Consider the following 21595-nt stretch of genomic DNA (forward strand, 5'->3'; position numbering starts at 1 on the left):
GCCATGGCTGCCGCCCCGGCGCTCGCCCCCGCCAAGGTCAATCTGTTCCTGCACGTCGGCCCGCTGGACGCGGACGGCTACCATCCGCTGGTCAGCCTGGTGGCCTTCGCCGACGTCGGTGACCGGATCAGCGTCGCGCCCTCAGACCGCCTGTCCCTGACCGTCACCGGCCCGTTCGGCGCGGGACTGGAGGGGGAGGGCGACAATCTCGTCCTGCGCGCCGTCCGGGCGCTGGCGACCGCCGCCGGTCTGCCCGAGCCGGGCCTGGCCTTCACCCTCGACAAACGCCTGCCCATCGCCGCCGGTCTGGGCGGGGGCTCGTCCGATGCGGGCGCGGCCCTGAAACTGGCGCGCGACGCGCTCGGTCTGTCGATGAGCGATGAGGCGCTCGCCGACGTGGCGGCCACGGTCGGCGCTGACGGCCCCATGTGCCTGCACGCCCGCGCCGCATGGGCCGAGGGCAGGGGCGATCTGCTGACCTTCGAGCCGCGGCTGCCGCCTCTGCCGGCCGTGTTGATCAATCCCGGCGTCCCGTCCCCGACCGGCGCCGTGTATCGCGGCTATGACGCCGGACCGCCCGCCCTCGCGGACCGTCCCGCGCCGCCCGCGGACTGGAGCCTGCCGACCGTGCTCAACTGGCTCTCGGCCCAGCGCAATGACCTCCAGCCGCCCGCTCTGAGCCTGCAACCGGCCATCGCCCGGGCGCTGGACGCCGCCGCCGACCTGTCCGGCGTTCGTCTGGTCCGCATGTCCGGTTCCGGCGCCACGGTCTTCGCCCTCTTCGACACGCCCGCCGCCGCCCAGGCCGCCGCGAAGCACCTTTCAGAACAACGTTCAGGTCTCTGGGTATATCCGACTGTATTGTCGTGATCTTCGGGCCTGAATGAGCTTTTTGTTCTCATGGCGCCGGTAATGGGCCGGTGGTCCGAAAATGGCCCTGACAATACCTTGGCCGTTCCGGTGAAATGAGTTCATTGCATCCCCACATGGAACTCAAGGCCATCCTTGGGTCTTGAACGCTGCAGTCCAGCGTACTGACGTCCGCCCTCGCTCCCCTGGTGGTCGTCCATGTTTCATTGCAAGGGATACTGTTATGCTTCGCACCAAACTTCTGACCGCCGCTGCCGCTGCCGCCATGCTGGCGGCTCCCGCCGCCTTCGCCCAGGAGGCCCAGCCGCAGCCCGCCCCGGCGCCGCAGGAACAGCCCGCCGCCACGCCTGCTCCGGCCCAGACGCCGGCGCCGGCCGCCGCCGCGACCCCGGCCCAGGCGAACAACGTCATCGAGGCCCTGCGCGCCAAGGGTCAGTTCACCACCCTGCTGACCGCTCTGGATCAGGCCCAGCTGACCGAAACCCTCGCCAGCCGTCCGGCCATCACCATCTTCGCCCCGACCGACGCCGCCTTCGCCGCCCTGCCGGAAGCGGAACGCACCCGTCTGCTCGACCCGGCCAATGCCCAGGAGTTGCGTGTTCGTCTGCTCTATCACGTGATCGTCTCTGACGTTCAGCCGGGCATGATCGAGGGCGCGCGCGGCGGTGTTCAGACCGCCGCCGACAACAGCCAGCTCCTGCTGGACGGCACCGGCGAGGCCATCAAGGCCGACAGCGCCACCGTCACCATGGCCGATGTCGCCCCGTCCAACGGTTCGGTTTTCGTGATCGACAAGGTTCTGGACCCGGCGACGTCGGAATCCGCCATGGGTGACGAGGAGGCCATGGCCCCCGCTGAGACTTCGACCGAGGCTCCGGCCGCGACCGAAACCACCGCTCCGGCCGCGCCGGGCGCCACGGCTCCGAACGGCGAACCGGCCGCCATGACCACCACGGTCCAGTCGCCGCCGGTCGCCAATCCGACCGACGGTCAGGTCGACAGCCAGGAAGACCCGGCCAACCCGGCCCCCACTCCGGCTCCGACCACCCCGAACTGATCCGGTTCGCCGCGTGAAGAAGGGCGGGAGCTTCGGCTCCCGCCCTTTCTCGTGCGCGCTTAACCGTCGGCAAACCGGTGGTGGTGCAGGATAGGGCATGGAAACGCTCACGCCCGCTCACATCGCCGCGTTCGAGGCCGTTCTGAACCGTGTCCCGTCCGAGGACCGCGCTCGCCTCCACGCGCTGAAGGACGCCGCTGCCGATGCGGCCGCCGCCTCCGCCCCGCACTGGGACTTCGACCAGCCGGGCCATCGCGCCGAAGAGGCGCTGCAGGCCGCCTTCGGTCCGGTCCTGACAGACGACCACCGCCGCGCGCTGGTGGCCATCTGGGCGCTGGAGATGCCGGCCCGCGTCCCCGCCGCCGACCTGCCCGAGGCGTCGCTGGAGCTCTACCCCCAGTGGATCGACCGTCTGGCCGCCTTCCTGATCGAGGGCGCCAACCCCTACGACCGCGACTTCTGGGCCAAGGATGTGCGCATCTCGCTGGTTCTCAGTGTGCCCGGAGCCCGCACCCAGATGATCGACCTGTCCTCGCCCATGGGGCCGGGCCAGATCCTGCGTCACGCCCGCGAGGGATGGGGCTGGTCCGTGATCCCGGCCTACGCCGCCGCCCGGTCGTGGAAGCCCTGGCTGGAGGTCCACACGGAAAGCCGCGAACTTTCGGACTTCAACGAGGCCGGCTGGGACCGCGCCTGGGCCACCGCCGCCGAAATCCTCAAGCGCCGCCCGGAGATGGCGGGCATGCTGGGCTCATCGTGGTTCTATGATCCGCCGCTGGAGCAGATCAGCCCGCGCCTCGCCTATCTGCGCGTGAACCCGCTCAAGCACGGCGCCTTCCTGATCCATCAGGGCCCGGGCGAAATCCACACCCGGCGCGCCGCGACCAGTTCGCCCACCCGCGCCGCCCTGATTGAAAAGGGCGAATACACCGCCCGGTCGTGGATCGTCGCCTGGCCCCGCGCCGCGCTCATCAAATGGGCGGACGCGCGCAAGGCGCGGTTGGCGCAAGCGGCCTGAGTTCCCTTCTCCCCAAAAGGGGCGAGGGGGATCGATACGACCAATTCTGACGCACGGGCGTGTCACCTTGCACGCCATGATCCGCGCGCATCCGTACTGTTCGCACTCTTCGCACCCGTTTTTCTCGTCGGGACCGATAGACGACATAGACGGGATAGACGGTGTATTTCGACAGTCTCCACAGTCTCGACTGTCTATTTTACCCGGATATAAAGCCGCGCCACGCTTCACCCACCGGCCGGACCTCCAGTCCCGCCGCCTTGGCCAGCCGGATCACCCGGTCCAGATCATCGGGGGTGCAGCCATAGTCGGTCGGGGTGTCCGACACGTCGTGGGCGTAGGCGGTCAGCCAGCCGTTCGACGCCGCCGCTTCGGCCATCAGGCCTTCAAGGTCGTAGTGGGGCAGGCGGCGGCTCTCCAGCCCGATGGACTTGATCAGCCCCCGGTCCTCGCGCCCGGCATTGACGCCGTCGCGGACCCCGCGCCCCAGATCGAACCGCCCGCGCACATACCGCTTCGCCGCCAGCGTCGCGTCCCCGAACGGATAGGCGAAGGTGGTCATTTCATACCCGTCCAGTCGCTCGCTGACCCAGGCCGCGTTCGCATCAAGGCTCAGCTTCAGCGCCGCCGCATCCATCCTCAGCACGCTGGTATGGCCCCAGGTATGGCACCCGACCTCATGCCCGGCGGCATGCAACTCCTGCAGGTGCCGCACCTCGAACTGGTCCCGGTCCATGTTCCGCCCGCCGGCCAGCCCGCCGCAGACATAGTAGGTCGCCCTGATCCCGTGCTCGGCCAGAACCGGCCCCGCCTCGGTCCAGGCCGTCGCCGGAATGTCGTCGAAGCTCAGCGAGAACACGCCCTTCGCCGGGGCGATGTTCACCGCCTCCACATCGAGATACCGCGCGGCCCGCCGCCGCATCTGGTCGATCTGCTTCATGGCTACAGACTGTACCCACTCCGCTTAACACTCCCCTTCCCCTCGAGGGGGAAGGGGCGGGGGGATGGGGTGGTGGCAGGCTGTCGCCGAGCATGTCGCGAGAGGCTCCGTCGAACAGACCACGCCAACCGCGTCCTTTCACCCCCATCCTGCCTCCACCCCACCCAACCCTCCCCCTCGAGGGGAGGGCTTTCAGACGCCTTCACCTTGCCCCGCAAACCCCCGCCGTCTAGGGTCCGCGGCCTTCTTCCCCGGATGAAATAACCCGCCGTGACGACCGAACCGCTCGCCTTCCAGGACCTCATCCTGACGCTCCACAAATACTGGGGTGATCAGGGCTGCGCGATCCTTCAGCCCTATGACATCGAGGTCGGCGCGGGCACCCTGCACCCAGCCACCGTCCTGCGCGCGCTGGGCCCAAGGCCGTGGAAGGCCGCCTACGTCCAGCCCAGCCGCCGTCCGGGCGACGGCCGCTATGGCGAGAACCCCAACCGGCTCCAACATTATTATCAATATCAGGTACTTCTGAAGCCGAACCCGGACAATCTGCAGGAGCTCTACCTCGGCTCGCTGCGCGCCATCGGCATCGATCCCAGCCTGCACGACATCCGCTTCGTCGAGGACGACTGGGAGAACCCCACCGTCGGCGCCTGGGGCCTCGGATGGGAGGTCTGGTGCGACGGGATGGAGGTGACGCAGTTCACCTACTTCCAGGGCGTCGGCGGCATCGAGGTCGACGTGGTCTCCGGCGAACTGACCTACGGGCTGGAGCGTCTGGCCATGTACGTTCAGGGCGTCGACAACGTCTATGATCTGAAGTTCACCAAGGAGGGCGTCACCTACGGCGAGGTCTTCCTCGAGAACGAGCGCCAGCAGAGTGAAGCCAACTTCCACGGCTACGACGTCGACGGCCTGAAGCGCCGGTTCGAGGACATGGTCGCCGAGGTCTCCAACCTGCTCGCCATGACCGGCCCGCAGGGCCAGCAACTTGTCCTGCCCGCCTACGATCAGGTCCTGAAGGCGTCGCACCTGTTCAACCTGATGGACGCCCGCGGCGCCATCGCCGTCGCCGAACGCCAGAGCTACATCGGCCGCATCCGCGAGCTGTGTAAGGCCTGCGCCACGGCGTATGTGGAACGGGAGCGAGCGGAAGCTTGATCGAAGAGCGCGGTCCAGCTCCCTTCCCCCTTGATGGGGGAAGGGTTGGGGATGGGGGTGACACCCTGTCCGCCAAGCCTCTGCACCGCAGAGGTGCGATCACGCGTGCTCGTCATCTCCGCCGCGAGCAGACCCTTCCGGAGACGCTCCTCTGGGCGGACCTCAGAAAGCTGAAGCTCAACATCCGTCGCCAGACGCCTCTGGGTCGGTTCATCGCCGACTTCGTGCACCACGGAAGCCGATTGATCATCGAGCTCGACGGCCCGCTCCACGATACGCCGGAAGCGCAAGCCAACGATGCAGCCAGAACCGAGTGGCTGAACAGCCAAGGCTATCGGGTCCTGCGCTTCTCGAACAAGCGGGTCACCGACGACCGGGAAACCGTTCTCGCCGAGATCCACTCGGCCATCACTTCACCCCCATCCCAACCCTTCCCCCATCAAGGGGGAAGGGCTCTTTGGCGCGCCCGCGATCAGTGGGTGCGAGATGACGAAAACTAGATGCCCCAACTCCTCCTCGAACTCTTCTCCGAAGAAATCCCGGCCCGCATGCAGCAGGGCGCGGCGCGTGATCTTGAGCGCATGGTCGCCGACCGGCTGAAGGCCGCGGGCCTGACGTATGAGGCCCTGACCACCTATGGCGGGCCGCGTCGCCTGACGCTGGTGATCGACGGCCTGCCGTCGGCCACGCCTGACCGCGAGGAAGAGCTGAAGGGGCCGAAAGCGAGCGCCCCTGAACAGGCGCTGGAAGGCTTCCTGCGCAAGACCGGCCTGACCCGCGAGCAACTGGTCGAGCGCGACGGCGTCCTGTTCGCGGTCATCAGCCAGAAGGGCCAGTCCACCGCCGCCCTGATCCCGGCCATGGTCGACCAGATCGTCCGCACCTTCCCCTGGCCCAAGTCGATGCGCTGGGGCTCGGGCACGCTACGCTGGATCCGCCCGCTGAAGCGCATCCTGTGCCTGTTCGACGGCGCCGTGGTGCCGTTCGAGATCGACTGCGGCGCCTCAAGTAGCGAAGCGGTAGGCGAAAAAATTGTGTCCGGCGACCTGACCGAGGGCCACCGCTTCCTCGGCTCGGGCAAGCCTTTCGCCGTCAACGATTTCGCCGACTACCGCGCCAAGCTGGAGCGCGAGCATGTCCTGCTGGACGTCGCCGACCGCAAGCTGCGCATCCTCGAAGCCGCCAAGAAGGTCTGCGCCGACAAGGGCCTCGCGCTCGTCGACGACGACGGCCTGTTGGACGAGGTCGCCGGTCTGGCCGAATGGCCGACCCCGATTCTGGGCGACATGGACCCGCAGTTCCTCGCCCTGCCGCCCGAGGTGGTGCGCCTGTCGATGAAGGTGCACCAGAAGTATTTCGCGGTCCGGGACCCGGCCAAGCATGGCCTCGCCCCGCACTTCGTCGTCGTCGCCAATGTCGAGGCCTCGGACGGCGGCAAGGCGCTGGCCGCCGGCAACAGCCGCGTTCTCTCCGCCCGCCTGAACGACGCCCGCTTCTTCTGGGACGAGGACCAGAAGGTCGGCTTCGAGCCCTGGCTGAAGAAGCTGGAAGGCGTGACCTTCCACGCCAGGCTGGGCGCCATGTCCAAGCGCGTCGAGCGCATCGCCGCCCTGGCCCGCGAGATCGCCCCGCTGGTCGGCGCTGACCCGGATCAGGCCGAACAGGCCGCCCGTCGGGCCAAGGCCGATCTGGCCTCGGGCATGGTCGGCGAGTTTCCGGAACTGCAAGGCATCATGGGCGGCTACTACGCCCGCGCCTTCGGCCAGCCGGATGCAGTCGCCGACGCCATCCGTGACCACTACAAGCCGCAAGGCCCCTCGGACACGGTCCCGACCGCCCCGCTGACCGTGGCCGTCTCGCTGGCCGACAAACTCGACACCCTCGTCGGCTTCTTCGCCATCGACGAGAAGCCCACGGGGTCGAAAGATCCGTTCGCGCTGCGTCGTGCTGCGCTGGGGGTTATCCGGCTGGTGCTGGAGGGCGGCGATCGTCTTGAGCTCCGATCAACCGTGCGGGCTCATTTCGAGAAGTTCGTGGCCCCACCGTTCGCGACAAAGAACGCGTCTGGCGACACCGACCAATTGGGCATCAATGCCCGGGATCGCGCCGCAGATGGTCTGGTCGATTTCTTCGCCGACCGCCTGACCGTCCTCCTGCGCGATCAGGGCCAGCGGCACGACCTCGTGGCCGCTGTCTTCGCCCTCGGCGACGACGACCTCGTCCGCATAGTGCGTCGGGTGGAGGCGCTGGCCGCCTTCCTCGCCACCGACGACGGCGCCAACCTGCTGGCGGGCTACAAGCGCGCGTCCAACATCCTCAAGGCCGAGGAAAAGAAGGGCGAGCTTCCGGTGGGCATGGTCGAGACCGGCCTGCCGAACCAGCCCGCCGAGGAAACCGCTCTGGCCTTCGCCTCCGCCGCCGCCGCGACCGCCGTGGACGCCGCGCTGGAGACTGAGGATTTCGCCGCCGCAATGACCGCCCTGGCCCGCCTTCGCGCGCCGGTGGACGCCTTCTTCGAGAAGGTCATGGTCAACTCGGATGTGGCTTCGGAACGCGATAACCGTTTGAAATTGCTTGGACAAGTTCGCGCCGTCATGGGCCGCGTCGCCGACTTCGGCCAGATCAACGGCTAGGCCTCAAGGGGCGTAGCGGGGCTGGTCCATGAAGGCCGCGTCCAGCCCGTAGCCGGCGAACCGGGTCACCCGTCCGGTGATCCGCCCATGCGCCGCCGGGCCGTCCCCGATCCGGTCCCACTCCGGGAGGAAGGCGTTCTCGGCCCGGAAGGTCCAGGCCGCCACCTTCAGCCCGGCCGCATGGGCCTCGGCGATCAGGGGCGTCGGTACGCCCGGCTCCGGCTCGATCAGGCTCGTGTCCGCCCCGATCCAGTCGGCATAGGCCCTGACCCGCGCCAGCCCCTCCGGCGTCGCCATGGCCGCATAAGTGAGCTCAGGCCGGTCCGCGGGCCCGCCGTCCCGGGCCATCAGTTGCAGCAGGGGCGTGTCGATGCGGTGGCTGATCCGCTCCAGCGGTCCCACCTCGAAGCACTGGACCAGCACCGGCGCATCCGCCCCGGTCAGCCCGCGCCGCTCCAGCACCGCCACAAAGGCGTCTTCCATCGGCAGGCCGATCCCGGCGAAGTAGGCCGGATGCTTCAGCTCCGGCGCGACCCCGATGGTCCGCCCGGTCCGCGCCGTGGCCTCCCGCGCGATGGCCAGCACCTGCTCGAAGGTCAGGATCGGCTCCTGCCCGTCAAAGGCCGTCCCGCGCAGCTCCGGCAGCCGCTCCCGCGCTCGCAGGGTCATCAGCTCGGCCAGGGTGAAGTCCTCGGTGAACCAGCCCGTCACCGTCTGTCCGTCGATGGTCTTTGTGACCCGCCGGTCCGCGAACTCGGAGTGCGAGGCCACATCGGTCGTGCCCCCGATCTCGTTCTCGTGCCGGACGACCAGCACCCCGTCGCGGGTCATGACCAGATCGGGCTCAATGAAGTCGGCGCCCTGCGCGACGGCCAGCTCATAGGCCGCACGGGTGTGCTCGGGCCGTTCGCCCGAGGCGCCGCGATGGGCGATGATCAGCACGTCAGCCACGGCGGGACTCGCGGTCAGCAACAGAAGGGCCGTCAGGATGATCCGGAACATGGCGCAGCGATAGCGCCGCGCCACGACACCCCGATGAAGGCCCTGACCCCGGAAATCAGGCCCCCAGGATCCAGCCTTCTTCCTGCTCCACCTGCTGGATCAGGGCTTCGCTCGCATCCTTCGGCGGGGCGAAGGCCTTCGCCAGATCACCGGCGTCATCCATCTTGGCCAGAGCCTCGGCGGTGACCCGCACCTGCGCCTGATCCTTGTACTCGCCGGGCTCCGGCTTGGCGGCGAACATCGACGGCCACACCTCGACCACGACGGCCGACAGGGGCTCCACGTCCGCCGTGTCCAGCGCGCGCCAGCCGGTGTTGAAGGGCCAGACAGCGCCTGCGTCGCCCAGGCTCTCCAGCAGGCGGCGCACCATCGGGATGCCGACCAGGGTCTGACCGCCCACGGCGCCCGCGCCGTGCATCTGCCAGACCGACTTGGGCTGCAGCTTGCCCTTGCGGACGGTGTCCTCGGTGGCCCGGAACTCGGGGATGTCGGCGCCCGAGCCCGCGGGCGGCTTGGTCGTGGTCAGCCAGCGCTGCGCCTGCTTGGCGGGCGCGCCCCAGAACGGCCAGGCCTCGTCAGTCATCAGCCGGTTCATCTTGGCCGCGACCTGATAGCGGTTGTTGGTGTTGTCGGCCTTGTCCACGACGTTGGCCGTCAGGAACTTGCCCATGGCCGCCCACGGCGTCCCGTCCAGCTTCAGGCGCGCAGCGGTGCCCGCCGGGAAGCCGAAGTTGAAGTCGAAGCCGACCAGCACCCGGTCGCCCCGCTTGCGGTGTTCCGAGATCAGCTTGTTCAGCAGGGCCTCGCCCTCGGCGCGTGTCGCCGTGTTGTGGGTCTCGGTATACAGGCGGAAGCGCACGTCGCGCTTGGCCACGCCGATCCAGACGGACTGGTCGCCCAGCTTCTTGCCTTCAGCGGCAGTCCAGTCAGCAATGATCACGGCGTCGAAGAGGCGGGCCACAGCGGGCTCCTTCAGGCTACTCGGTAAACAGGTGGGGGCTTCCTAGTCTCCTCCCCGTTGCGCAGCAATGGGGAGGGGGACCGCGAAGCGGTGGAGGGGCTGTATCCGCGCGCTCGGTCGAGAGCCCCTCCGTCTCCTTGCGGGCTCGGAGCCACCTCCCCACGTCGCGGGAGGAGACGGCTAGCCCTTCAGCAGGGCTTCCAGATGCGACAGCCAGCGGCGGCCCAGTCGCAGGGCCTCACCGGGAGAGCCCGTCTGAACGGTCAGGGCGGCGTCCCACAGCGACAACTCGAACTCAGGGTGGCGGGCATCCGCGAACATCAGCCGCAGCACGACCTGCTCGGCTTCCGGGGCCAGAATATCGAGCGACTTGCGGGCCTCCCCCCGGCGCACGCGGGCCACGACATGGCCGTCCACGATGATCTCGCCGCCTTCGATCTCCTCGAAGGCATAGACCAGTCCGGAGCCGCCACTGTTCCACAGCACGGCGATCTGGCCGCCGTCGAAATCCAGCCCGGCCGCCCGGCCTTCAGCCGGCGAAAGGGCCTCGGCTTCAGGAACCGCGCCCAGCGACTTCAGCAGGGCCCGACGCATCCGACGCACGGGCTCCATCCACCAGACCAGCAGAAGCGCCCCGGTGGTCAGCGCCGCCGCGGCCAGCGCCACCAGCAGAATGACCCGGAACACCTCGCCCAAGGATCAGTCCTCCAGCTCGACGACCACGGGAACGTGGTCGGACGGCTTGTCCATGTCACGGGCGTCGCGATGCGTCTCGACGCCCCGGAACCGGTCCGCCGCTTGCGGCGACAGCAGGTGGAAGTCGATGCGGATGCCGTGGTCCCTCTGCCAGGCGCCCGCCTGATAGTCCCAGAAGGTGTAGGTCCCCGGCGGTTGCTTGCCGAGCTCGCCCGCCTCGCTCAGACCCAGATAGCGCAAGGCGCGGAAGGCGGCGCGGCTCTCGGGCTGGAACAGGGCGTCATTGACCCAGGCCTTCGGGTCCCTGGCGTCGTCCGGCGTCGGGATGACGTTGTAGTCGCCGCACAGGGTGAAGGCTTCCTCCTGCGCCAGCAGAGTGCGGGCGTGGGCCTCCAGCCGCTCCATCCAGCCCAGCTTGTAGGCGAACCTGGGGCTCTCCACCGGATTGCCGTTGGGCAGGTACAGGCAGCCGACCCGCACCGGATGCGGAGCCTCGATCAGGGCTTCGATGTAGCGAGCGTGGACGCCATCGGCCTCGACGCCGGACTGATCCTCGCCCGGCAGGCCGCGCATGACCTCGGACATCGGGTATTTCGAGAGCAGGGCGACGCCGTTGTAGGTCTTCTGCCCGTGAACCTCGACATTGTAGCCGAGGCTCTCGAAGGCCTCGCGCGGGAACTTCTCGTCCACGCACTTGATCTCCTGGAAGCCGACAACATCCGGCTGGGCAGCCTCCAGCCACGCCAGCACGGTGGGCAGGCGGGCGTTGACCGAGTTCACATTCCAGGTAGCGATACGCATGGAGCGGGAAGCTAAGGCGTGTCGCGGGGCGAGGGAAGCGCCAACGAAAAACGCCCCGGAGTCTCCTCCGGGGCGCTGATCGGTCGTTTGACGGGCTGGCCCGGTTACGGACGGCCGCCGGCCGCCGGAGCAGCCGCGACCTGGGTCAGGGTGCAGCCCCCGCCGATGCGGACAGCGGCGGCGCAGGTGTAGATTTGCTGGGCTTCGCCTGCGGCGTTGATGCGCGCGACATAGCCTTCGCCTTCAGCGGCGCACTTGACTTCGAAGAAGCGGCCGTTGGCGTTGGAGCCCATCAGGCGGACCTGGGTGACGTCGCAGGCCGCGGCGTCGGTGCCGGCCAGCTTGGTCTTGAAGCCGTCGTTCTGTTCCTGCGGGGTGGTGAAGCGGCAGGTTCCACCCATGGCGTTGACCTGCAGGCAGTCCTTCAGGTCCCAGCCCGTGGCGGTCTTCTCAAGCCAGTAGCCGTCGGCGTTCGCGCAGCCGACTTCATAGACCATGTTGTTGTCGTCGCTCTTGCCGATGGCCAAGGCCTCGTCGATCGTGCAGGTCGCGCCGGCGGCGCGGGCCCAGCTGCCGATCACTGCGACGCCGTTCTGGTTGGCGGGGATGGCGCATTGCTGCCCGACGTCCGCGTTCGGGTCGCGCGAGCGAGCGATGGCGGCGGTCCCGGCCAGCTCGATACAGCTGTAGGCCTGAGGCGGGGTCGAGGCGATCAGGATGTAGCCTTCAGTATTGTTGCAGGCGACTTCATAGACCTGCGACTCGCCGATTACGCCCGGGTTGGAGGCCTCCGTCAGCTCGCAGGTCAGGTTGTTGGCGGCGAGTTGGGCCTGGGCCTCGGTGCGGATCTGTTCCGGGGTCTTGGCGGCGGTCGGCTGGACCTGCTGGGCGCCGGAGCGTTGGCGGTCACGACGGCGGGAAGCTTCATCGGCGCGATCGGTCTGGTCGCCGCCGATGCGACCGGGCAGGACCCGCTCACCGCGCGGTGTGCGTCCGCCGCTGCCGGAGTTCTGGGCCATGGCGGGCTCGGCGGCCACGAAGGCGGCGGCGACGGCCATCGCCATCAGGGCAAGCGTCTTTCTGGTCAACACGGGCAACACTCCGGAGGGAAAATCTTCGGCACACCCTTGGCGAGACGGGATCGCCGGGTCAAGCGCGGCGGGGGAATGCTGGACGCGAACGGGCGGTTCGGGCTATCCCTCCTGCGTTGCGATTGGAGACGGACTTGGCGGACGGTGTGATCCCGGCGGAGACGGAGGCAAGGCCCCCGGAGCGTGGCCTGACCTACCCGTTCGCCGGACCTCCGGCCTCGGGGGAGGCCATCGCCGTGACCCCGGACGTGTTGTGGATGCGCGTCGCCATGCCGATGCAACTGGATCACATCAACGTCTATGCGGTGCGCGACGGCGACGGCTGGGCGGTGATCGATTGCGGGCTCGGGATCAACGGGACCAGGGACGAGTGGGAGCTGTTGCTGGCCGGCCCCATGGGCGGCGATCCGGTGACGAAGGTCATCTGCACTCATATGCACCCGGACCACATCGGTCTGGCGGGCTGGCTGTGCGAGCGCTTTGACGCGCCCCTTGTGATGACCCGGCTGGAATACGTCATGGCGCGGATGCTGTTGGCTGACACGGGCAAGGAGGCCCCGGAGAGCGGCGCGGTCTTCTATCGCGCCGCCGGTTGGGATGAGGCCCAGATCGCCCGGTATCGCAAGGAGTTCGGACGTTTCGGCATGGCGGTGTCGCCGCTGCCCGCCGCCTATCAGCGCATTCGCGAAGGGGATCTGCTGACCCTCGGCGGTCGTGACTGGACCGTGGTTGTCGGTGAAGGCCATAGCCCCGAGCATGCCTGTCTGTGGCGCGAGGACGACGGGATCGTGCTCGGCGGCGACCAGATACTGCCGCGCATCTCTTCGAACGTGTCGGTCTGGCCGACGGAGGCGGACGCCGATCCGCTGGGCGACTGGCTGGCCTCGCTGGAACGGATGAAGACGGTCTTCCCGGACGATGTGCTGATCCTGCCGTCGCACGGAGAGGTGTTCCGGGGCGTGCAGCCCCGTCTGGACGCCCTGATCCGGGGCCATCACGTCGCTCTCAGGCGGCTGGAGCGCAGCTTGCGCGAGCCGAAGCGGGCGGTGGACGTGTTTCCGGCCCTGTTCGCTCGTCCGGTGGGCGACGGCGTGCGTGGCATGGCCACCGGCGAGGCGATCGCGCATCTGAACTACATGCTCCGCCACGGAACCGCCGTTCGCGAACGCGATGCGGACGGGGTCGACTGGTGGCGCTCAACGACAAAAGGGGAGGAGGCGGCATGACCGACCACATCAAGACCGAACTGGGCGACGGCGTCCTGACCGTGACCTTGGCGCGCGCGGACAAGAAGAACGCCATCACCCAGGCCATGTACGCGGCCCTGTCGGACGCCGCCGAGCGCGCGCGGACGGATGATGCGGTGCGGGTGTTGGTCTTCAAGGGCGAGGGCGACAGCTTCTCGGCGGGCAACGACATCGGCGATTTCATCGCTATCGGCTCCCAGACGAGCAACCCGTCCGACATGGCGGTATTCCGGTTCCTGAAGGCCATGGCTGATCTGGACAAGCCGGTGGTCGCCGCCGTGCGGGGGCGCGCAGTTGGTATCGGCCTGACGCTGCTGCTCCACTGCGACATGGTGGTGGTGGCCGAAGACGCGCTGTTGTCGGCGCCCTTCATCAATCTGGCGCTGGCGCCCGAAGCGGCGTCGTCGATGCTGTTGCCGCAGGTACTGGGCCATCAGCGGGCGTTCGAAATCTTCGCGCTCGGAGAGCCGATCGACGGCAAGACCGCCGTGGCCTGGGGGCTGGCGAACAGAGCGGTTCCGGCCGATCAGGTCGAAGCCGTGGCCGTTGAATTGGCCGCCAGGCTGGCGGCCCGCGCGCCCAACTCAATTCGCAAGACCAAGCGTCTGATGCGCGACGCCGAACGGATCTGGGAGCTGATGCAGCGGGAAGGCGAAGCCTTCGGCAGCCAGATGAAGAGCCCCGAGGCGATGGAGGCGTTCATGGCCTTCACCCAGAAGCGCGCGCCGGATTTCTCGAAAGTCGGTTGATTCCCGGCGGCGCGGGCCTTAGGTGCGCGCGCTCATGACCGACGCCGCCGTCCAGACCCTTGTGCGCATCGACGCAGAAACCCCCGCCGACGCCGCGTCGGTGGAGGCCTTGGTCATGGCCGCCTTCGGGCCGGGTCGTTACGCCAAGACGGCCGAACGCATCCGTGAACAGGCGGGCGTTGCCGCGGGTTTCGTCGCGCGGGAGAACGGTCGGGTCGTCGGTGCTGTGCGTCTGTGGTCGATCACTGTGGGTGAGCGCCCGGCCTTGTTCCTGGGGCCCATCACTGTCTCGGCGGACAGCCGCAAGGGCGGACTGGGCGGCGATCTGGTGCAGGCCTGTATCGATCATGCAGGGACAACGGGCATCCTGCTGGTCGGCGATAAACTCTATTTCAGCCGTTTCGGGTTCCGGCACGCGCCGGAAGCCCGGCTACAGGGGCCTGTGGATCAGAGTCGCGTGCTGTGGCTCGGCGCGGACGAGCCGGCAGGGACTGTTCGGGCCGCCTGAGCGGGTTTGCAGGCCCGGGCGAACACCCTAAGTCTGACGCGATGACGAGCGTCGAGAAGACAACAGGACTGGCCGCCGTCGCCGAGGCGGTGAAACAGGCGCCGGGGCGCGGCCTGCCGCCGGTGCATCTTTGGCATCCCGAGCATTGCGGCGACATCGACATCGTCATCCGCGGCGACGGCGTCTGGATGCACGAGGGTTCACCCATCGGACGCCCCGAGCTGGTGCGCCTCTTCTCGACCATACTTCGCAAGGACGCCGACGGCTATGTGCTGGTCACGCCGGGCGAGAAGCTGTCGATCCTCGTCGAGGACCTGCCGTTCCGGGCCGTCTCGGTTGAACGCCGGGACGAGGCGTTGGTCTTCACCACGGATGTCGGCGACGAAGTGGTTGCGGGGGCGGAGTTGCCTTTGATCGTGGAAACGGACGCCGAGACCGGCGAGCCGGCGCCTCGCGTTCGGGTGCGCGCCGACCTGTGGGCGCGGGTTTCGCGCGCCGTCTTCTATGAGTTGGTCGAAATGGCTGACCTGCGGGATGGACAGCTGGTCGTCCGTTCGGGCGGTGAGTCATTCACGCTCGGGGCGGTCGCGGCATGAGTCTGGCCAGTCTGCGCGAACGCTTGCTGGCGAAATTGACCCCGCCATCCGAATGGTCGGCTGAAGCCGGGCCTACACGGTCTGACTTCGACCTGAACCCCGACAGCCGTTTGACCGGTCGGTCGCTTCGACCGGCGGCGGTTCTGATCCCGATCATCGCCAATCCGGGCGGGGCGACCGTTCTGATGACCCGGCGCTCGGACAGTCTGGCGAGCCATACCGGCCAGATCGCCTTTCCCGGCGGGCGACTGGATCCAGGGGAGACGGCGGTTGAGGCCGCGCTGCGCGAAGCCTTCGAGGAAGTCGCGCTGGACCCGGCGCTGGTCGAGGTGCTCGGCGTGTGCGAGCCCTATGAGACCGGGACCGGCTTTCTGGTCACCCCGGTGGTCGGCTGGCTACGTGAGACCCCGTCCACCACGCCCTCGCCCGCCGAGGTGGCCGAGGTGTTCGAGGTGCCGTGGGACTTCGTTATGGACCCCATCAATCACCGCCGGGACTCCTACCAGCTTGAGGGCCAGCCCAAACGCTGGTTCTGGGCCATGCCGTACCGGGAGCGGTACATCTGGGGCGCGACGGCGGGTATTCTGAAGAACCTCTGCGCCCGGCTTTATGGCGATGAGAAGGACCGGGCCGCGGCGGCCGGCGAGGATGCAGCATGACGGCGCTCACCGGGCAGAACTGGCTGACAGCGTCGGCCACGCGCGCGGTGATCGCGGCGTTGGAGGCGGCGGGCGGCCCCGGCTGCGCCCGTTTCGTGGGCGGCTGTGTGCGCAATGCCCTGATGGGGCGGCCCATCGATGACGTCGATATCGCCACCACCCTGAAGCCGGAAGAGACGGAGAAGGCCATTCGTGCGGCGGGGCTGAAGGCCATACCGACGGGGATCGCGCACGGCACGGTGACGGCGGTGGCAGAGCGCCAGCCGTTCGAAATAACCACCCTGCGCCGGGACGTGACCACGGACGGCCGCAACGCCACGGTCGCCTTCACCGACGACTGGGCCGAGGACGCCGCGCGTCGCGACTTCCGTCTGAACGCCCTGTACGCCGACCGCGAGGGGCGAGTGTTCGATCCGACAGGCGAGGGCGTGGCCGACGCCGCGGCGGGACGGATCGTTTTCGTCGGTGATCCGGAGACGCGGATTCAGGAAGACTATCTGCGCATCCTGCGCTTTTTCCGTTTCTTCGCCTGGTACGGGCAAGGCGAGCCGGATGCGGCGGGACTGGAGGCCTGTCGTGCACTGGCTCCCGGGATGACGCGGCTGTCGGCCGAACGGGTGTCGAAGGAACTGATGAAGCTGCTGGCTGCGGAGGACCCGCGTCCCGCCATGGCGGCGATGGCGCGGACCGGTGTGCTGGCTCAGGTGCTGCCCGAGGCGGGCGAGCTCGATCTGTTCAGCGCGATGGTGGACCTGAGCGAAGATCCGGTCGCGCGGCTGATGACCCTGTTCCCCGTTGATGCGGACGCCATGAGGGGCGCGGCGGAGCGGTTGCGGTTCCCGAACTCGACACGGGATCGACTGGTCGCCTCGGCCATGGCCGCGCCGGAGGTGTCGTTGGACATGACCGACCCTCAGGCCCGCGCCGCCGTCTATCGCCACCGGGGACAGGCCGTCGCGGACGCCCTTCGCCGGCTGCTGGCCGGTTCGCCGGATCGGGACGCCGGACCTCTGCTGGCCTTGGCCGAGAGCTGGAGCCCTCCGCGTCTGCCCGTGGGCGGCAAGGATGTCGCGCGATCGGGTGTTGCGCCGGGTCCGGAGACGGGGCGGCTTCTGAAAGCCTTTGAGGAGGGCTGGATCGCGGACGATTTCCCGACTGATGGTCATGCCGAACGACTGGCGGCGTTGGTCAGTCCTTCGCGCGGGTGAACTCGGTTACAACCGGGCGGTGGTCCGAACCATTCTGCTGACCCAGCTTTCGGCTGAGGAAGGTCAGGTCGGGCGAGCGCCAGACCTGATCGATGGTGATGCCGAATGCTGAGGGCAGGTTGCTGGGCCAGGTGCCGGGGAAGCCGCTCGCGGGCAGCAGGCCCAGGTCCTGCTTCATCTGCCGTCCGATCCGGCCATTGGACACGCTGTTGAAGTCGCCGGCGATGACTACGGGGCCGTCCAATGTTCGGCGGATGTCGCCCAGCGCCATGGTCTGGCTGATCTGACCCCACTGATACTGGAAGGGCCAGGGACGGGTCAGGTGCACGCCAATGACATTGACCTCGCCCAGCGGGGTCTCCGCCACAGCGGTGACGGAATGAAGCCCATCGGGCCGGTTGTCGATCTGACGCAACGGCCAGCGCGAGGCGATGACGGACCGGGACGGGCCCCGCGTTTCGTCCATGCGCATTGAGCCGGCGCGATAAGGGTAGTCTTTGAGCAGTTGGTCCAGCTGTCCCAGCGGCGCGCGTCCCAGTTCGATCAGGATGATGATGTCCGGGTCGGCCGCCTCAATGGACCGGCGCATCGCGGCGACGTCGTCGTTCAGATAGTAGACGTTTGCGGAATACAGCCGGATCGTCGGAGCGCCGGGTTCGGGGGGCTTGGCTCCGGTTGCCCACTGCGGGAACACGGCGACGAACAGGATAAGGCCGGCGACCAGTCCTGCACCGGTCGCCAGACGGAACCGCAGCAGGCCCAGAATGACTGTCGCCGACAGACAGGCGATGAACAGCGGGGCCGTGAACTGGGCGAAAATGTCGACCCAGCGGTGGCCGATCCTCGCGAGGATCAGGCCGCCCAGCAGCATAAGGCCGAGGAAGCCGAGGGCGATCAGACAATCCAGCCATCGGCGGGCGATGGCCCAGGCCGAAGAACGGTCTTGCGCTTTATGGTGAACGCCGGTCTCCATGGCGCGTTACGGTCTCGCTTTCGGAGGGTGGAATGGCCAGACGGACCATCGGCGATATCGAGAAAATCTGGAGCAATGTCGAGACCATCAAGAAGCTGTCCGATCGGGTTGTCGGCGTCGGGCCTTTCGGCATCGGTCTGGACGGCCTTCTGGCCTGGGTGCCCGGCGCCGGTCTCGTCTACACCGTGGGGGCCGCGGGCTGGCTTCTGACGCAGGCGATCCGGGCCAAGGCGTCCCCGAAGACGATCACGCGAATGATGGCCTACCTTGGGCTGGACACGGTCAGCACGGCGACCGGCGAGGTCCTGTTCGTCCCGGCGGATGTCATCGACATGCTGTTCCCGGGACACCTGCTGGCGGCGAAGGCGCTACAGAAGGACATCGAGAGCACCCACTGGGTTGAGGCCAGCGAACAGGCGGCGAAAGCTTCTGGCGAGCATGACCGGCACCTCGCCAAGGTGAAGGACGACCCGAAACTGCGCCGGGTCGTCTACCTCCACGACTGAGACGTCGCGGAAGTTCACGCTGAACCCGCGCTTTCGGTGCGCCCAAGCGATTGAAGCAAAGGCTGATTGTTTCAGTTCAGCGTCATTTGCCCGCCTGAGGAAGCCGCGCCCGCACACTGATCTCCGACGATTTTCGGAGACAGCAATGAGTGACGACCAGTCCGCTCGCCTCGGCATGCCCTATCTGGCCGCCGGGCAAATGCAGAAGCATGTTACCCTGAATGAGGCCCTGACCCGGCTGGACGCGCTGGTTCAGACGGCCGTCGTCAGCCGCTCACGCCCGGATCAGCCGCCGGACCCTGACGACGGCGCCCTGTTCATCCTGCCTGAAGATCATGGAGGTGAGGCGTGGGTCTCCTTTTCGGCCAGTGATCTGGTCCGTGCGGAAGGCGGAGGCTGGGAAAAGATCGCGACACCCGAGGGACTGCTGGTCTGGGTCGCCGATGACGCGCGTTTCATTGTCCGCGAAGGCGATGGCTGGAGCGATCTGGGCGCGCGGCTGGCGATGGTGGGGCCGGTGGAGCGGCTGGGCGTGGGCGCGACTGCCGACGCATCCAATCCCTTCGCGGCCCGCCTGAACAAGGCGCTGTGGACGGCGCTCGAGACGGCATCGGGGGGCGACGGCGATCTGCGGATGACGCTGAACAAGGAGGGACCGGCCGATGTCCTGTCCCTGCTGTTCCAGTCCGGCTACGGCGGCCGGGCCGAGTTGGGGCTTATCGGTGACGACGATCTGACGCTGAAGGTCAGCGCGGACGGCGCGGTCTGGCGGTCCGCCTTGAGTATTGATCGCGCTACGGGCCGGGCAATCTTTCCGCAGGGCGCGGGACGGCGTGAAGTCGCGACCTTCAACGCTGGCGGTTCCTGGACGCCGCCCGCCTGGGCGCGGACGGTTGAGGCGGTCGTCGTCGGGGGCGGTGGTGGAGGCGGGGCAGGCGCGTTCGGCGCCTCGGGCGCGCGCTATGGGGGCGGCGGCGGCGGCGCGGGCGGCGTCAGCCGGGCGATCTGGCCGGCGGATCAACTGACGGCGGGCCTGACGGTTGTAACGGGGGCCGGCGGGGCTGGAGGCGTGGCCGCGACGGGCGGCGGCGGCAGCGGCAGCGCCGTTTATCTGGGTTCAACCCTCCTGGTGTCCGCCACGGGCGGCGGAGGCGGCGGGCTCGGCAATGCGACAGGTGGAACCGCAGGAGCGGGGGGAGCCAGCGTGCCCAACTCCAACGCAGGCGGCGCGTCCAGCATTACCGCGGCGGGCGCCGCCGGGCGAGCTTTTGATCGTCCTGACGCGCCCGGAGGCGGTGGCGCGGGTGGCGGTCTGGACGCCGGGGGCGCAGCGCGCGCGGGCGGCGCCGGAGGAGACGGCGGGGTGCTGGCGGTCAGGGCGGTCGGCGGCGCCGCCGGTTCGGGCTCGACGGGGGGAGCCGGGAGCGCGGCGCCCCTGACGCATCTTCACTGGGCGGGCGGCGGAGGGGGAGGCGGCGCGGCCGTCGCCTCGGGGGCGGGGCATGCCGGCGGCGCAGCGGGCCTGTTCGGAGGTGGCGGAGGCGGTGGTGGAGCCGGAACGACGTCCGGTGGCGTCGGCGGCTCGGGGGCGTCCGGCGTGGTCTGGCTGACGGTGCTGGGATGAGGTCCGCCGCTTTCAACGACTGGAGCGACGCGGACACCGAGCTGCTGGATCCTGAAGCGCGGGAGATACCGGAACGCCTCACCCGCGAGGAGTTGCTGGCCGCATCCGACGCCGGATGGCGGCGAAATGGCTGGCGTTTTGATGAGTTTGAGGACGACCAATGACAGACACCCCGCCGACGGGAACTCCGCCGACGCCTCTCGCCGAAGGGCGGTGGCTGTGGCGACGACTGTATGTCTTCGCGACCAGCGCGGCCGCATGGCTGATGCTGGACAGGGTCATAAACGCTGTCCCGGTGACGGCGACGCCGCGTTTGATCGACTCGCTGATGGGCCTGCTCGCCCTGACCATGGTGCTCTATCTCGTTGCGCCTACTGCTCATGAGCTGCTCTCCGGCCTGCGTCTTTTGCGCCGCGCGCCGGACGAGGAGGTGAAGCGGTGATCCCGCGTGAGGCGCTGCGGCTGCTCAGCCCGTTCGGCTGGGTTGTGGCGGTGGTGGCGATCGTGAGCGCTGTGGTGCTGCTCGGGCGAGGGGCGGGGCTGCGCTGGGACCCGTTCGGGCTGGGCGCGCGCCGTCTGGAGCAGGCCGAACAGCAGGCGTCGGTCGCCACCGCCGAAGCCCGGGCTCGCAGCCTGGAAGCGGAGGCCGTCGTCGAACAGGCGCGACGTCTTGAACAACAACATCAACAGGCCGTCGATCTGGCGCGGGTCACCGCTGTCGCCGGGGCCGCGGCGAGGACCGCCCATGATTCCCGAACGCCCCTGGACCCGGCTCGCGTTGATCGTATCGGCGCTCATGATCGCGAGCTGTGCCGGCTCGCCCCGACGCTCTGTGTCGCCCCCAAGGCTGATCCTGCCGCAAGCGATCCTTTCGCCTTGTCGGCTGGACCGGTTGCCGGACGCGCCGACAATCTCGGATCTTGAGGCGTCCTATATGGCGCGCGGACTGGCTCTGGCCGAGTGCGACGCCGCCCGGGCGCTCGCCGTGGAGACCCTGCTGTCAGAGCGCGCACTTCGGGACGCGTGGCTGGAGGAGGGAGGTGAGGGGCCGAAGCCGCATCGGTGATCCGCTCCCGCCCGGCTCGGCGCCTGGCCCGAAGGGGCAAGTTTTGCAGCCCTTCCCGGCAAAATGTGCCGGGACCCGGCAGGTTTTGCCGACCCGCCGTCATGCTTAACGAGAACTAACGTAGAAAAAACAATGCTCGCCCTTCTGGCACGGCGAAAATGCGACTGGTCCCATCCTTGCTCGGAGGCCCACTGAGCAAAATGCTCCCGGCAGCCAAAATGGCGTCGGACAC

At 68.4% G+C, this 21595-nt stretch carries 25 protein-coding genes; 18 read left to right on the top strand and 7 right to left on the bottom strand.

The genetic code is table 11. From position 1 onward, the window contains the following. The first annotated feature begins 3 nt into the window (after nucleotides 1-3). The 3 genes from ACODRV_RS02160 (at nucleotide 4) to ACODRV_RS02170 (ending at nucleotide 2945) form a co-directional block, all read left to right on the top strand. Complete coding sequence (locus ACODRV_RS02160) at nucleotides 4-870, top strand: 4-(cytidine 5'-diphospho)-2-C-methyl-D-erythritol kinase (protein WP_488907255.1); 867 nt, start codon at nucleotides 4-6, stop codon at nucleotides 868-870. Between the two features lie 223 nt (nucleotides 871-1093). After that, nucleotides 1094-1927 carry a fasciclin domain-containing protein gene (locus tag ACODRV_RS02165; protein ID WP_488907256.1) on the top strand — a complete coding sequence of 278 codons (834 nt, stop codon included), beginning with the start codon at nucleotides 1094-1096 and terminating at the stop codon, nucleotides 1925-1927. 97 nt (nucleotides 1928-2024) lie between these two features. Continuing rightward, nucleotides 2025-2945, top strand: coding sequence for a hypothetical protein (locus ACODRV_RS02170; RefSeq protein ID WP_488907257.1), 921 nt, complete (start codon nucleotides 2025-2027; stop codon nucleotides 2943-2945). Between the two features lie 199 nt (nucleotides 2946-3144). On the opposite strand, the gene ACODRV_RS02175 is transcribed toward ACODRV_RS02170, so the two are convergent. After that, nucleotides 3145-3885 carry a polysaccharide deacetylase family protein gene (locus tag ACODRV_RS02175; RefSeq protein ID WP_488907258.1) on the bottom strand — a complete coding sequence of 247 codons (741 nt, stop codon included), beginning with the start codon at nucleotides 3883-3885 and terminating at the stop codon, nucleotides 3145-3147. 270 nt (nucleotides 3886-4155) lie between these two features. Here ACODRV_RS02175 and ACODRV_RS02180 point away from each other — a divergent pair, with 270 nt between their 5' ends. Genes ACODRV_RS02180 through glyS form a run of 3 tightly spaced genes read left to right on the top strand, consistent with a single transcriptional unit; the run spans nucleotide 4156 to nucleotide 7676 of the window. After that, nucleotides 4156-5043, top strand: a complete 888-nt coding sequence (locus tag ACODRV_RS02180; RefSeq protein WP_488907259.1) for a glycine--tRNA ligase subunit alpha — start codon at nucleotides 4156-4158, stop codon at nucleotides 5041-5043. Beyond that, nucleotides 5040-5543, top strand: a complete 504-nt coding sequence (locus ACODRV_RS02185; protein ID WP_488907260.1) for an endonuclease domain-containing protein — start codon at nucleotides 5040-5042, stop codon at nucleotides 5541-5543. The genes ACODRV_RS02180 and ACODRV_RS02185 overlap by 4 nt, the downstream gene beginning before the upstream one ends. Further along, entirely contained in the window at nucleotides 5544-7676 is a 2133-nt protein-coding gene (glyS, locus tag ACODRV_RS02190) for a glycine--tRNA ligase subunit beta (RefSeq protein WP_488907261.1), read from the top strand. Nucleotides 7677-7679: 3 nt separating this feature from the next. On the opposite strand, the gene ACODRV_RS02195 is transcribed toward glyS, so the two are convergent. The 5 genes from ACODRV_RS02195 to ACODRV_RS02215 all read right to left on the bottom strand — a co-directional run bounded on the left by ACODRV_RS02195 (nucleotide 7680) and on the right by ACODRV_RS02215 (nucleotide 12224). After that, entirely contained in the window at nucleotides 7680-8678 is a 999-nt protein-coding gene (locus ACODRV_RS02195; protein WP_488907262.1) for a glycerophosphodiester phosphodiesterase family protein, read from the bottom strand. Nucleotides 8679-8733: 55 nt separating this feature from the next. Beyond that, nucleotides 8734-9639 carry a cobalamin biosynthesis protein CbiG gene (locus ACODRV_RS02200; protein ID WP_141626051.1) on the bottom strand — a complete coding sequence of 302 codons (906 nt, stop codon included), beginning with the start codon at nucleotides 9637-9639 and terminating at the stop codon, nucleotides 8734-8736. A 180-nt stretch (nucleotides 9640-9819) separates the two neighbouring features. Further along, a complete protein-coding gene (locus ACODRV_RS02205) occupies nucleotides 9820-10326 on the bottom strand; it encodes a hypothetical protein (RefSeq protein ID WP_488907444.1) in 507 nt (168 codons plus the stop codon). A 12-nt stretch (nucleotides 10327-10338) separates the two neighbouring features. Beyond that, nucleotides 10339-11136 carry an exodeoxyribonuclease III gene (xth, locus tag ACODRV_RS02210; protein ID WP_488907263.1) on the bottom strand — a complete coding sequence of 266 codons (798 nt, stop codon included), beginning with the start codon at nucleotides 11134-11136 and terminating at the stop codon, nucleotides 10339-10341. Nucleotides 11137-11240: 104 nt separating this feature from the next. Beyond that, nucleotides 11241-12224, bottom strand: a complete 984-nt coding sequence (locus ACODRV_RS02215; protein ID WP_141626054.1) for a hypothetical protein — start codon at nucleotides 12222-12224, stop codon at nucleotides 11241-11243. A 137-nt stretch (nucleotides 12225-12361) separates the two neighbouring features. Between ACODRV_RS02215 and ACODRV_RS02220 the strand changes: the two genes are divergently transcribed. The 6 genes from ACODRV_RS02220 to ACODRV_RS02245 are packed head-to-tail and all read left to right on the top strand — an operon-like array spanning nucleotide 12362 to nucleotide 17194. Next, nucleotides 12362-13453, top strand: coding sequence for an MBL fold metallo-hydrolase (locus ACODRV_RS02220; RefSeq protein WP_488907264.1), 1092 nt, complete (start codon nucleotides 12362-12364; stop codon nucleotides 13451-13453). Next, nucleotides 13450-14223, top strand: a complete 774-nt coding sequence (locus ACODRV_RS02225) for an enoyl-CoA hydratase (RefSeq protein ID WP_488907265.1) — start codon at nucleotides 13450-13452, stop codon at nucleotides 14221-14223. The genes ACODRV_RS02220 and ACODRV_RS02225 overlap by 4 nt, the downstream gene beginning before the upstream one ends. Before the next feature lie 34 nt (nucleotides 14224-14257). Then, a complete protein-coding gene (locus ACODRV_RS02230; protein WP_488907266.1) occupies nucleotides 14258-14731 on the top strand; it encodes a GNAT family N-acetyltransferase in 474 nt (157 codons plus the stop codon). A gap of 41 nt (nucleotides 14732-14772) precedes the next feature. Continuing rightward, complete coding sequence (locus ACODRV_RS02235) at nucleotides 14773-15327, top strand: DUF1285 domain-containing protein (RefSeq protein WP_488907267.1); 555 nt, start codon at nucleotides 14773-14775, stop codon at nucleotides 15325-15327. Further along, nucleotides 15324-15986 carry a CoA pyrophosphatase gene (locus ACODRV_RS02240; RefSeq protein WP_488907268.1) on the top strand — a complete coding sequence of 221 codons (663 nt, stop codon included), beginning with the start codon at nucleotides 15324-15326 and terminating at the stop codon, nucleotides 15984-15986. Before ACODRV_RS02235 ends, ACODRV_RS02240 begins: the two co-directional genes overlap by 4 nt. Beyond that, the gene (locus tag ACODRV_RS02245; protein WP_141626060.1) at nucleotides 15983-17194 is read left to right on the top strand and encodes a CCA tRNA nucleotidyltransferase; all 1212 of its coding nucleotides are present in this window, start codon (nucleotides 15983-15985) and stop codon (nucleotides 17192-17194) included. Before ACODRV_RS02240 ends, ACODRV_RS02245 begins: the two co-directional genes overlap by 4 nt. Here the strand turns inward: ACODRV_RS02245 and ACODRV_RS02250 are convergent. Beyond that, entirely contained in the window at nucleotides 17175-18167 is a 993-nt protein-coding gene (locus ACODRV_RS02250) for an endonuclease/exonuclease/phosphatase family protein (protein ID WP_488907269.1), read from the bottom strand. The genes ACODRV_RS02245 and ACODRV_RS02250 overlap by 20 nt on opposite strands. 32 nt (nucleotides 18168-18199) lie before the next feature. On the opposite strand from ACODRV_RS02250, the gene ACODRV_RS02255 reads away from it, so the two are divergent. The 6 genes from ACODRV_RS02255 to ACODRV_RS02280 all read left to right on the top strand — a co-directional run bounded on the left by ACODRV_RS02255 (nucleotide 18200) and on the right by ACODRV_RS02280 (nucleotide 21363). After that, entirely contained in the window at nucleotides 18200-18673 is a 474-nt protein-coding gene (locus tag ACODRV_RS02255) for a DUF4112 domain-containing protein (protein ID WP_141626062.1), read from the top strand. A 145-nt stretch (nucleotides 18674-18818) separates the two neighbouring features. Further along, complete coding sequence (locus ACODRV_RS02260) at nucleotides 18819-20297, top strand: DUF2793 domain-containing protein (protein WP_488907270.1); 1479 nt, start codon at nucleotides 18819-18821, stop codon at nucleotides 20295-20297. Then, nucleotides 20294-20461 (top strand): hypothetical protein, encoded by a 168-nt coding sequence (locus ACODRV_RS02265; RefSeq protein WP_168196789.1) that lies wholly within the window; start codon nucleotides 20294-20296, stop codon nucleotides 20459-20461. The genes ACODRV_RS02260 and ACODRV_RS02265 overlap by 4 nt, the downstream gene beginning before the upstream one ends. Then, complete coding sequence (locus ACODRV_RS02270) at nucleotides 20458-20739, top strand: hypothetical protein (RefSeq protein WP_141626064.1); 282 nt, start codon at nucleotides 20458-20460, stop codon at nucleotides 20737-20739. Before ACODRV_RS02265 ends, ACODRV_RS02270 begins: the two co-directional genes overlap by 4 nt. Next, a complete protein-coding gene (locus ACODRV_RS02275) occupies nucleotides 20736-21221 on the top strand; it encodes a hypothetical protein (RefSeq protein ID WP_205750853.1) in 486 nt (161 codons plus the stop codon). The genes ACODRV_RS02270 and ACODRV_RS02275 overlap by 4 nt, the downstream gene beginning before the upstream one ends. 10 nt (nucleotides 21222-21231) lie before the next feature. Then, nucleotides 21232-21363, top strand: a complete 132-nt coding sequence (locus tag ACODRV_RS02280; RefSeq protein ID WP_488907271.1) for a hypothetical protein — start codon at nucleotides 21232-21234, stop codon at nucleotides 21361-21363. The last annotated feature ends 232 nt before the right edge of the window (nucleotides 21364-21595 follow it).

Source organism: Brevundimonas sp. FG8 (genome assembly GCF_057808845.1).

Excerpts from the sequence above, each read along its gene's own strand:
- ACODRV_RS02160 (WP_488907255.1), top strand. The coding sequence starts at position 4 with ATGGCTGCCGCCCCGGCGCTCGCCCCCGCCAAGGTCAATCTGTTCCTG.
- ACODRV_RS02165 (WP_488907256.1), top strand. The coding sequence starts at position 1,094 with ATGCTTCGCACCAAACTTCTGACCGCCGCTGCCGCTGCCGCCATGCTG.
- ACODRV_RS02170 (WP_488907257.1), top strand. The coding sequence starts at position 2,025 with ATGGAAACGCTCACGCCCGCTCACATCGCCGCGTTCGAGGCCGTTCTG.
- ACODRV_RS02175 (WP_488907258.1), bottom strand. The coding sequence starts at position 3,885 with ATGAAGCAGATCGACCAGATGCGGCGGCGGGCCGCGCGGTATCTCGAT.
- glyS (WP_488907261.1), top strand. The coding sequence starts at position 5,544 with ATGCCCCAACTCCTCCTCGAACTCTTCTCCGAAGAAATCCCGGCCCGC.
- ACODRV_RS02195 (WP_488907262.1), bottom strand. The coding sequence starts at position 8,678 with ATGTTCCGGATCATCCTGACGGCCCTTCTGTTGCTGACCGCGAGTCCC.
- xth (WP_488907263.1), bottom strand. The coding sequence starts at position 11,136 with ATGCGTATCGCTACCTGGAATGTGAACTCGGTCAACGCCCGCCTGCCC.
- ACODRV_RS02225 (WP_488907265.1), top strand. The coding sequence starts at position 13,450 with ATGACCGACCACATCAAGACCGAACTGGGCGACGGCGTCCTGACCGTG.
- ACODRV_RS02230 (WP_488907266.1), top strand. The coding sequence starts at position 14,258 with ATGACCGACGCCGCCGTCCAGACCCTTGTGCGCATCGACGCAGAAACC.
- ACODRV_RS02235 (WP_488907267.1), top strand. The coding sequence starts at position 14,773 with ATGACGAGCGTCGAGAAGACAACAGGACTGGCCGCCGTCGCCGAGGCG.
- ACODRV_RS02240 (WP_488907268.1), top strand. The coding sequence starts at position 15,324 with ATGAGTCTGGCCAGTCTGCGCGAACGCTTGCTGGCGAAATTGACCCCG.
- ACODRV_RS02245 (WP_141626060.1), top strand. The coding sequence starts at position 15,983 with ATGACGGCGCTCACCGGGCAGAACTGGCTGACAGCGTCGGCCACGCGC.
- ACODRV_RS02250 (WP_488907269.1), bottom strand. The coding sequence starts at position 18,167 with ATGGAGACCGGCGTTCACCATAAAGCGCAAGACCGTTCTTCGGCCTGG.
- ACODRV_RS02255 (WP_141626062.1), top strand. The coding sequence starts at position 18,200 with ATGGCCAGACGGACCATCGGCGATATCGAGAAAATCTGGAGCAATGTC.
- ACODRV_RS02260 (WP_488907270.1), top strand. The coding sequence starts at position 18,819 with ATGAGTGACGACCAGTCCGCTCGCCTCGGCATGCCCTATCTGGCCGCC.
- ACODRV_RS02265 (WP_168196789.1), top strand. The coding sequence starts at position 20,294 with ATGAGGTCCGCCGCTTTCAACGACTGGAGCGACGCGGACACCGAGCTG.
- ACODRV_RS02270 (WP_141626064.1), top strand. The coding sequence starts at position 20,458 with ATGACAGACACCCCGCCGACGGGAACTCCGCCGACGCCTCTCGCCGAA.
- ACODRV_RS02280 (WP_488907271.1), top strand. The coding sequence starts at position 21,232 with ATGGCGCGCGGACTGGCTCTGGCCGAGTGCGACGCCGCCCGGGCGCTC.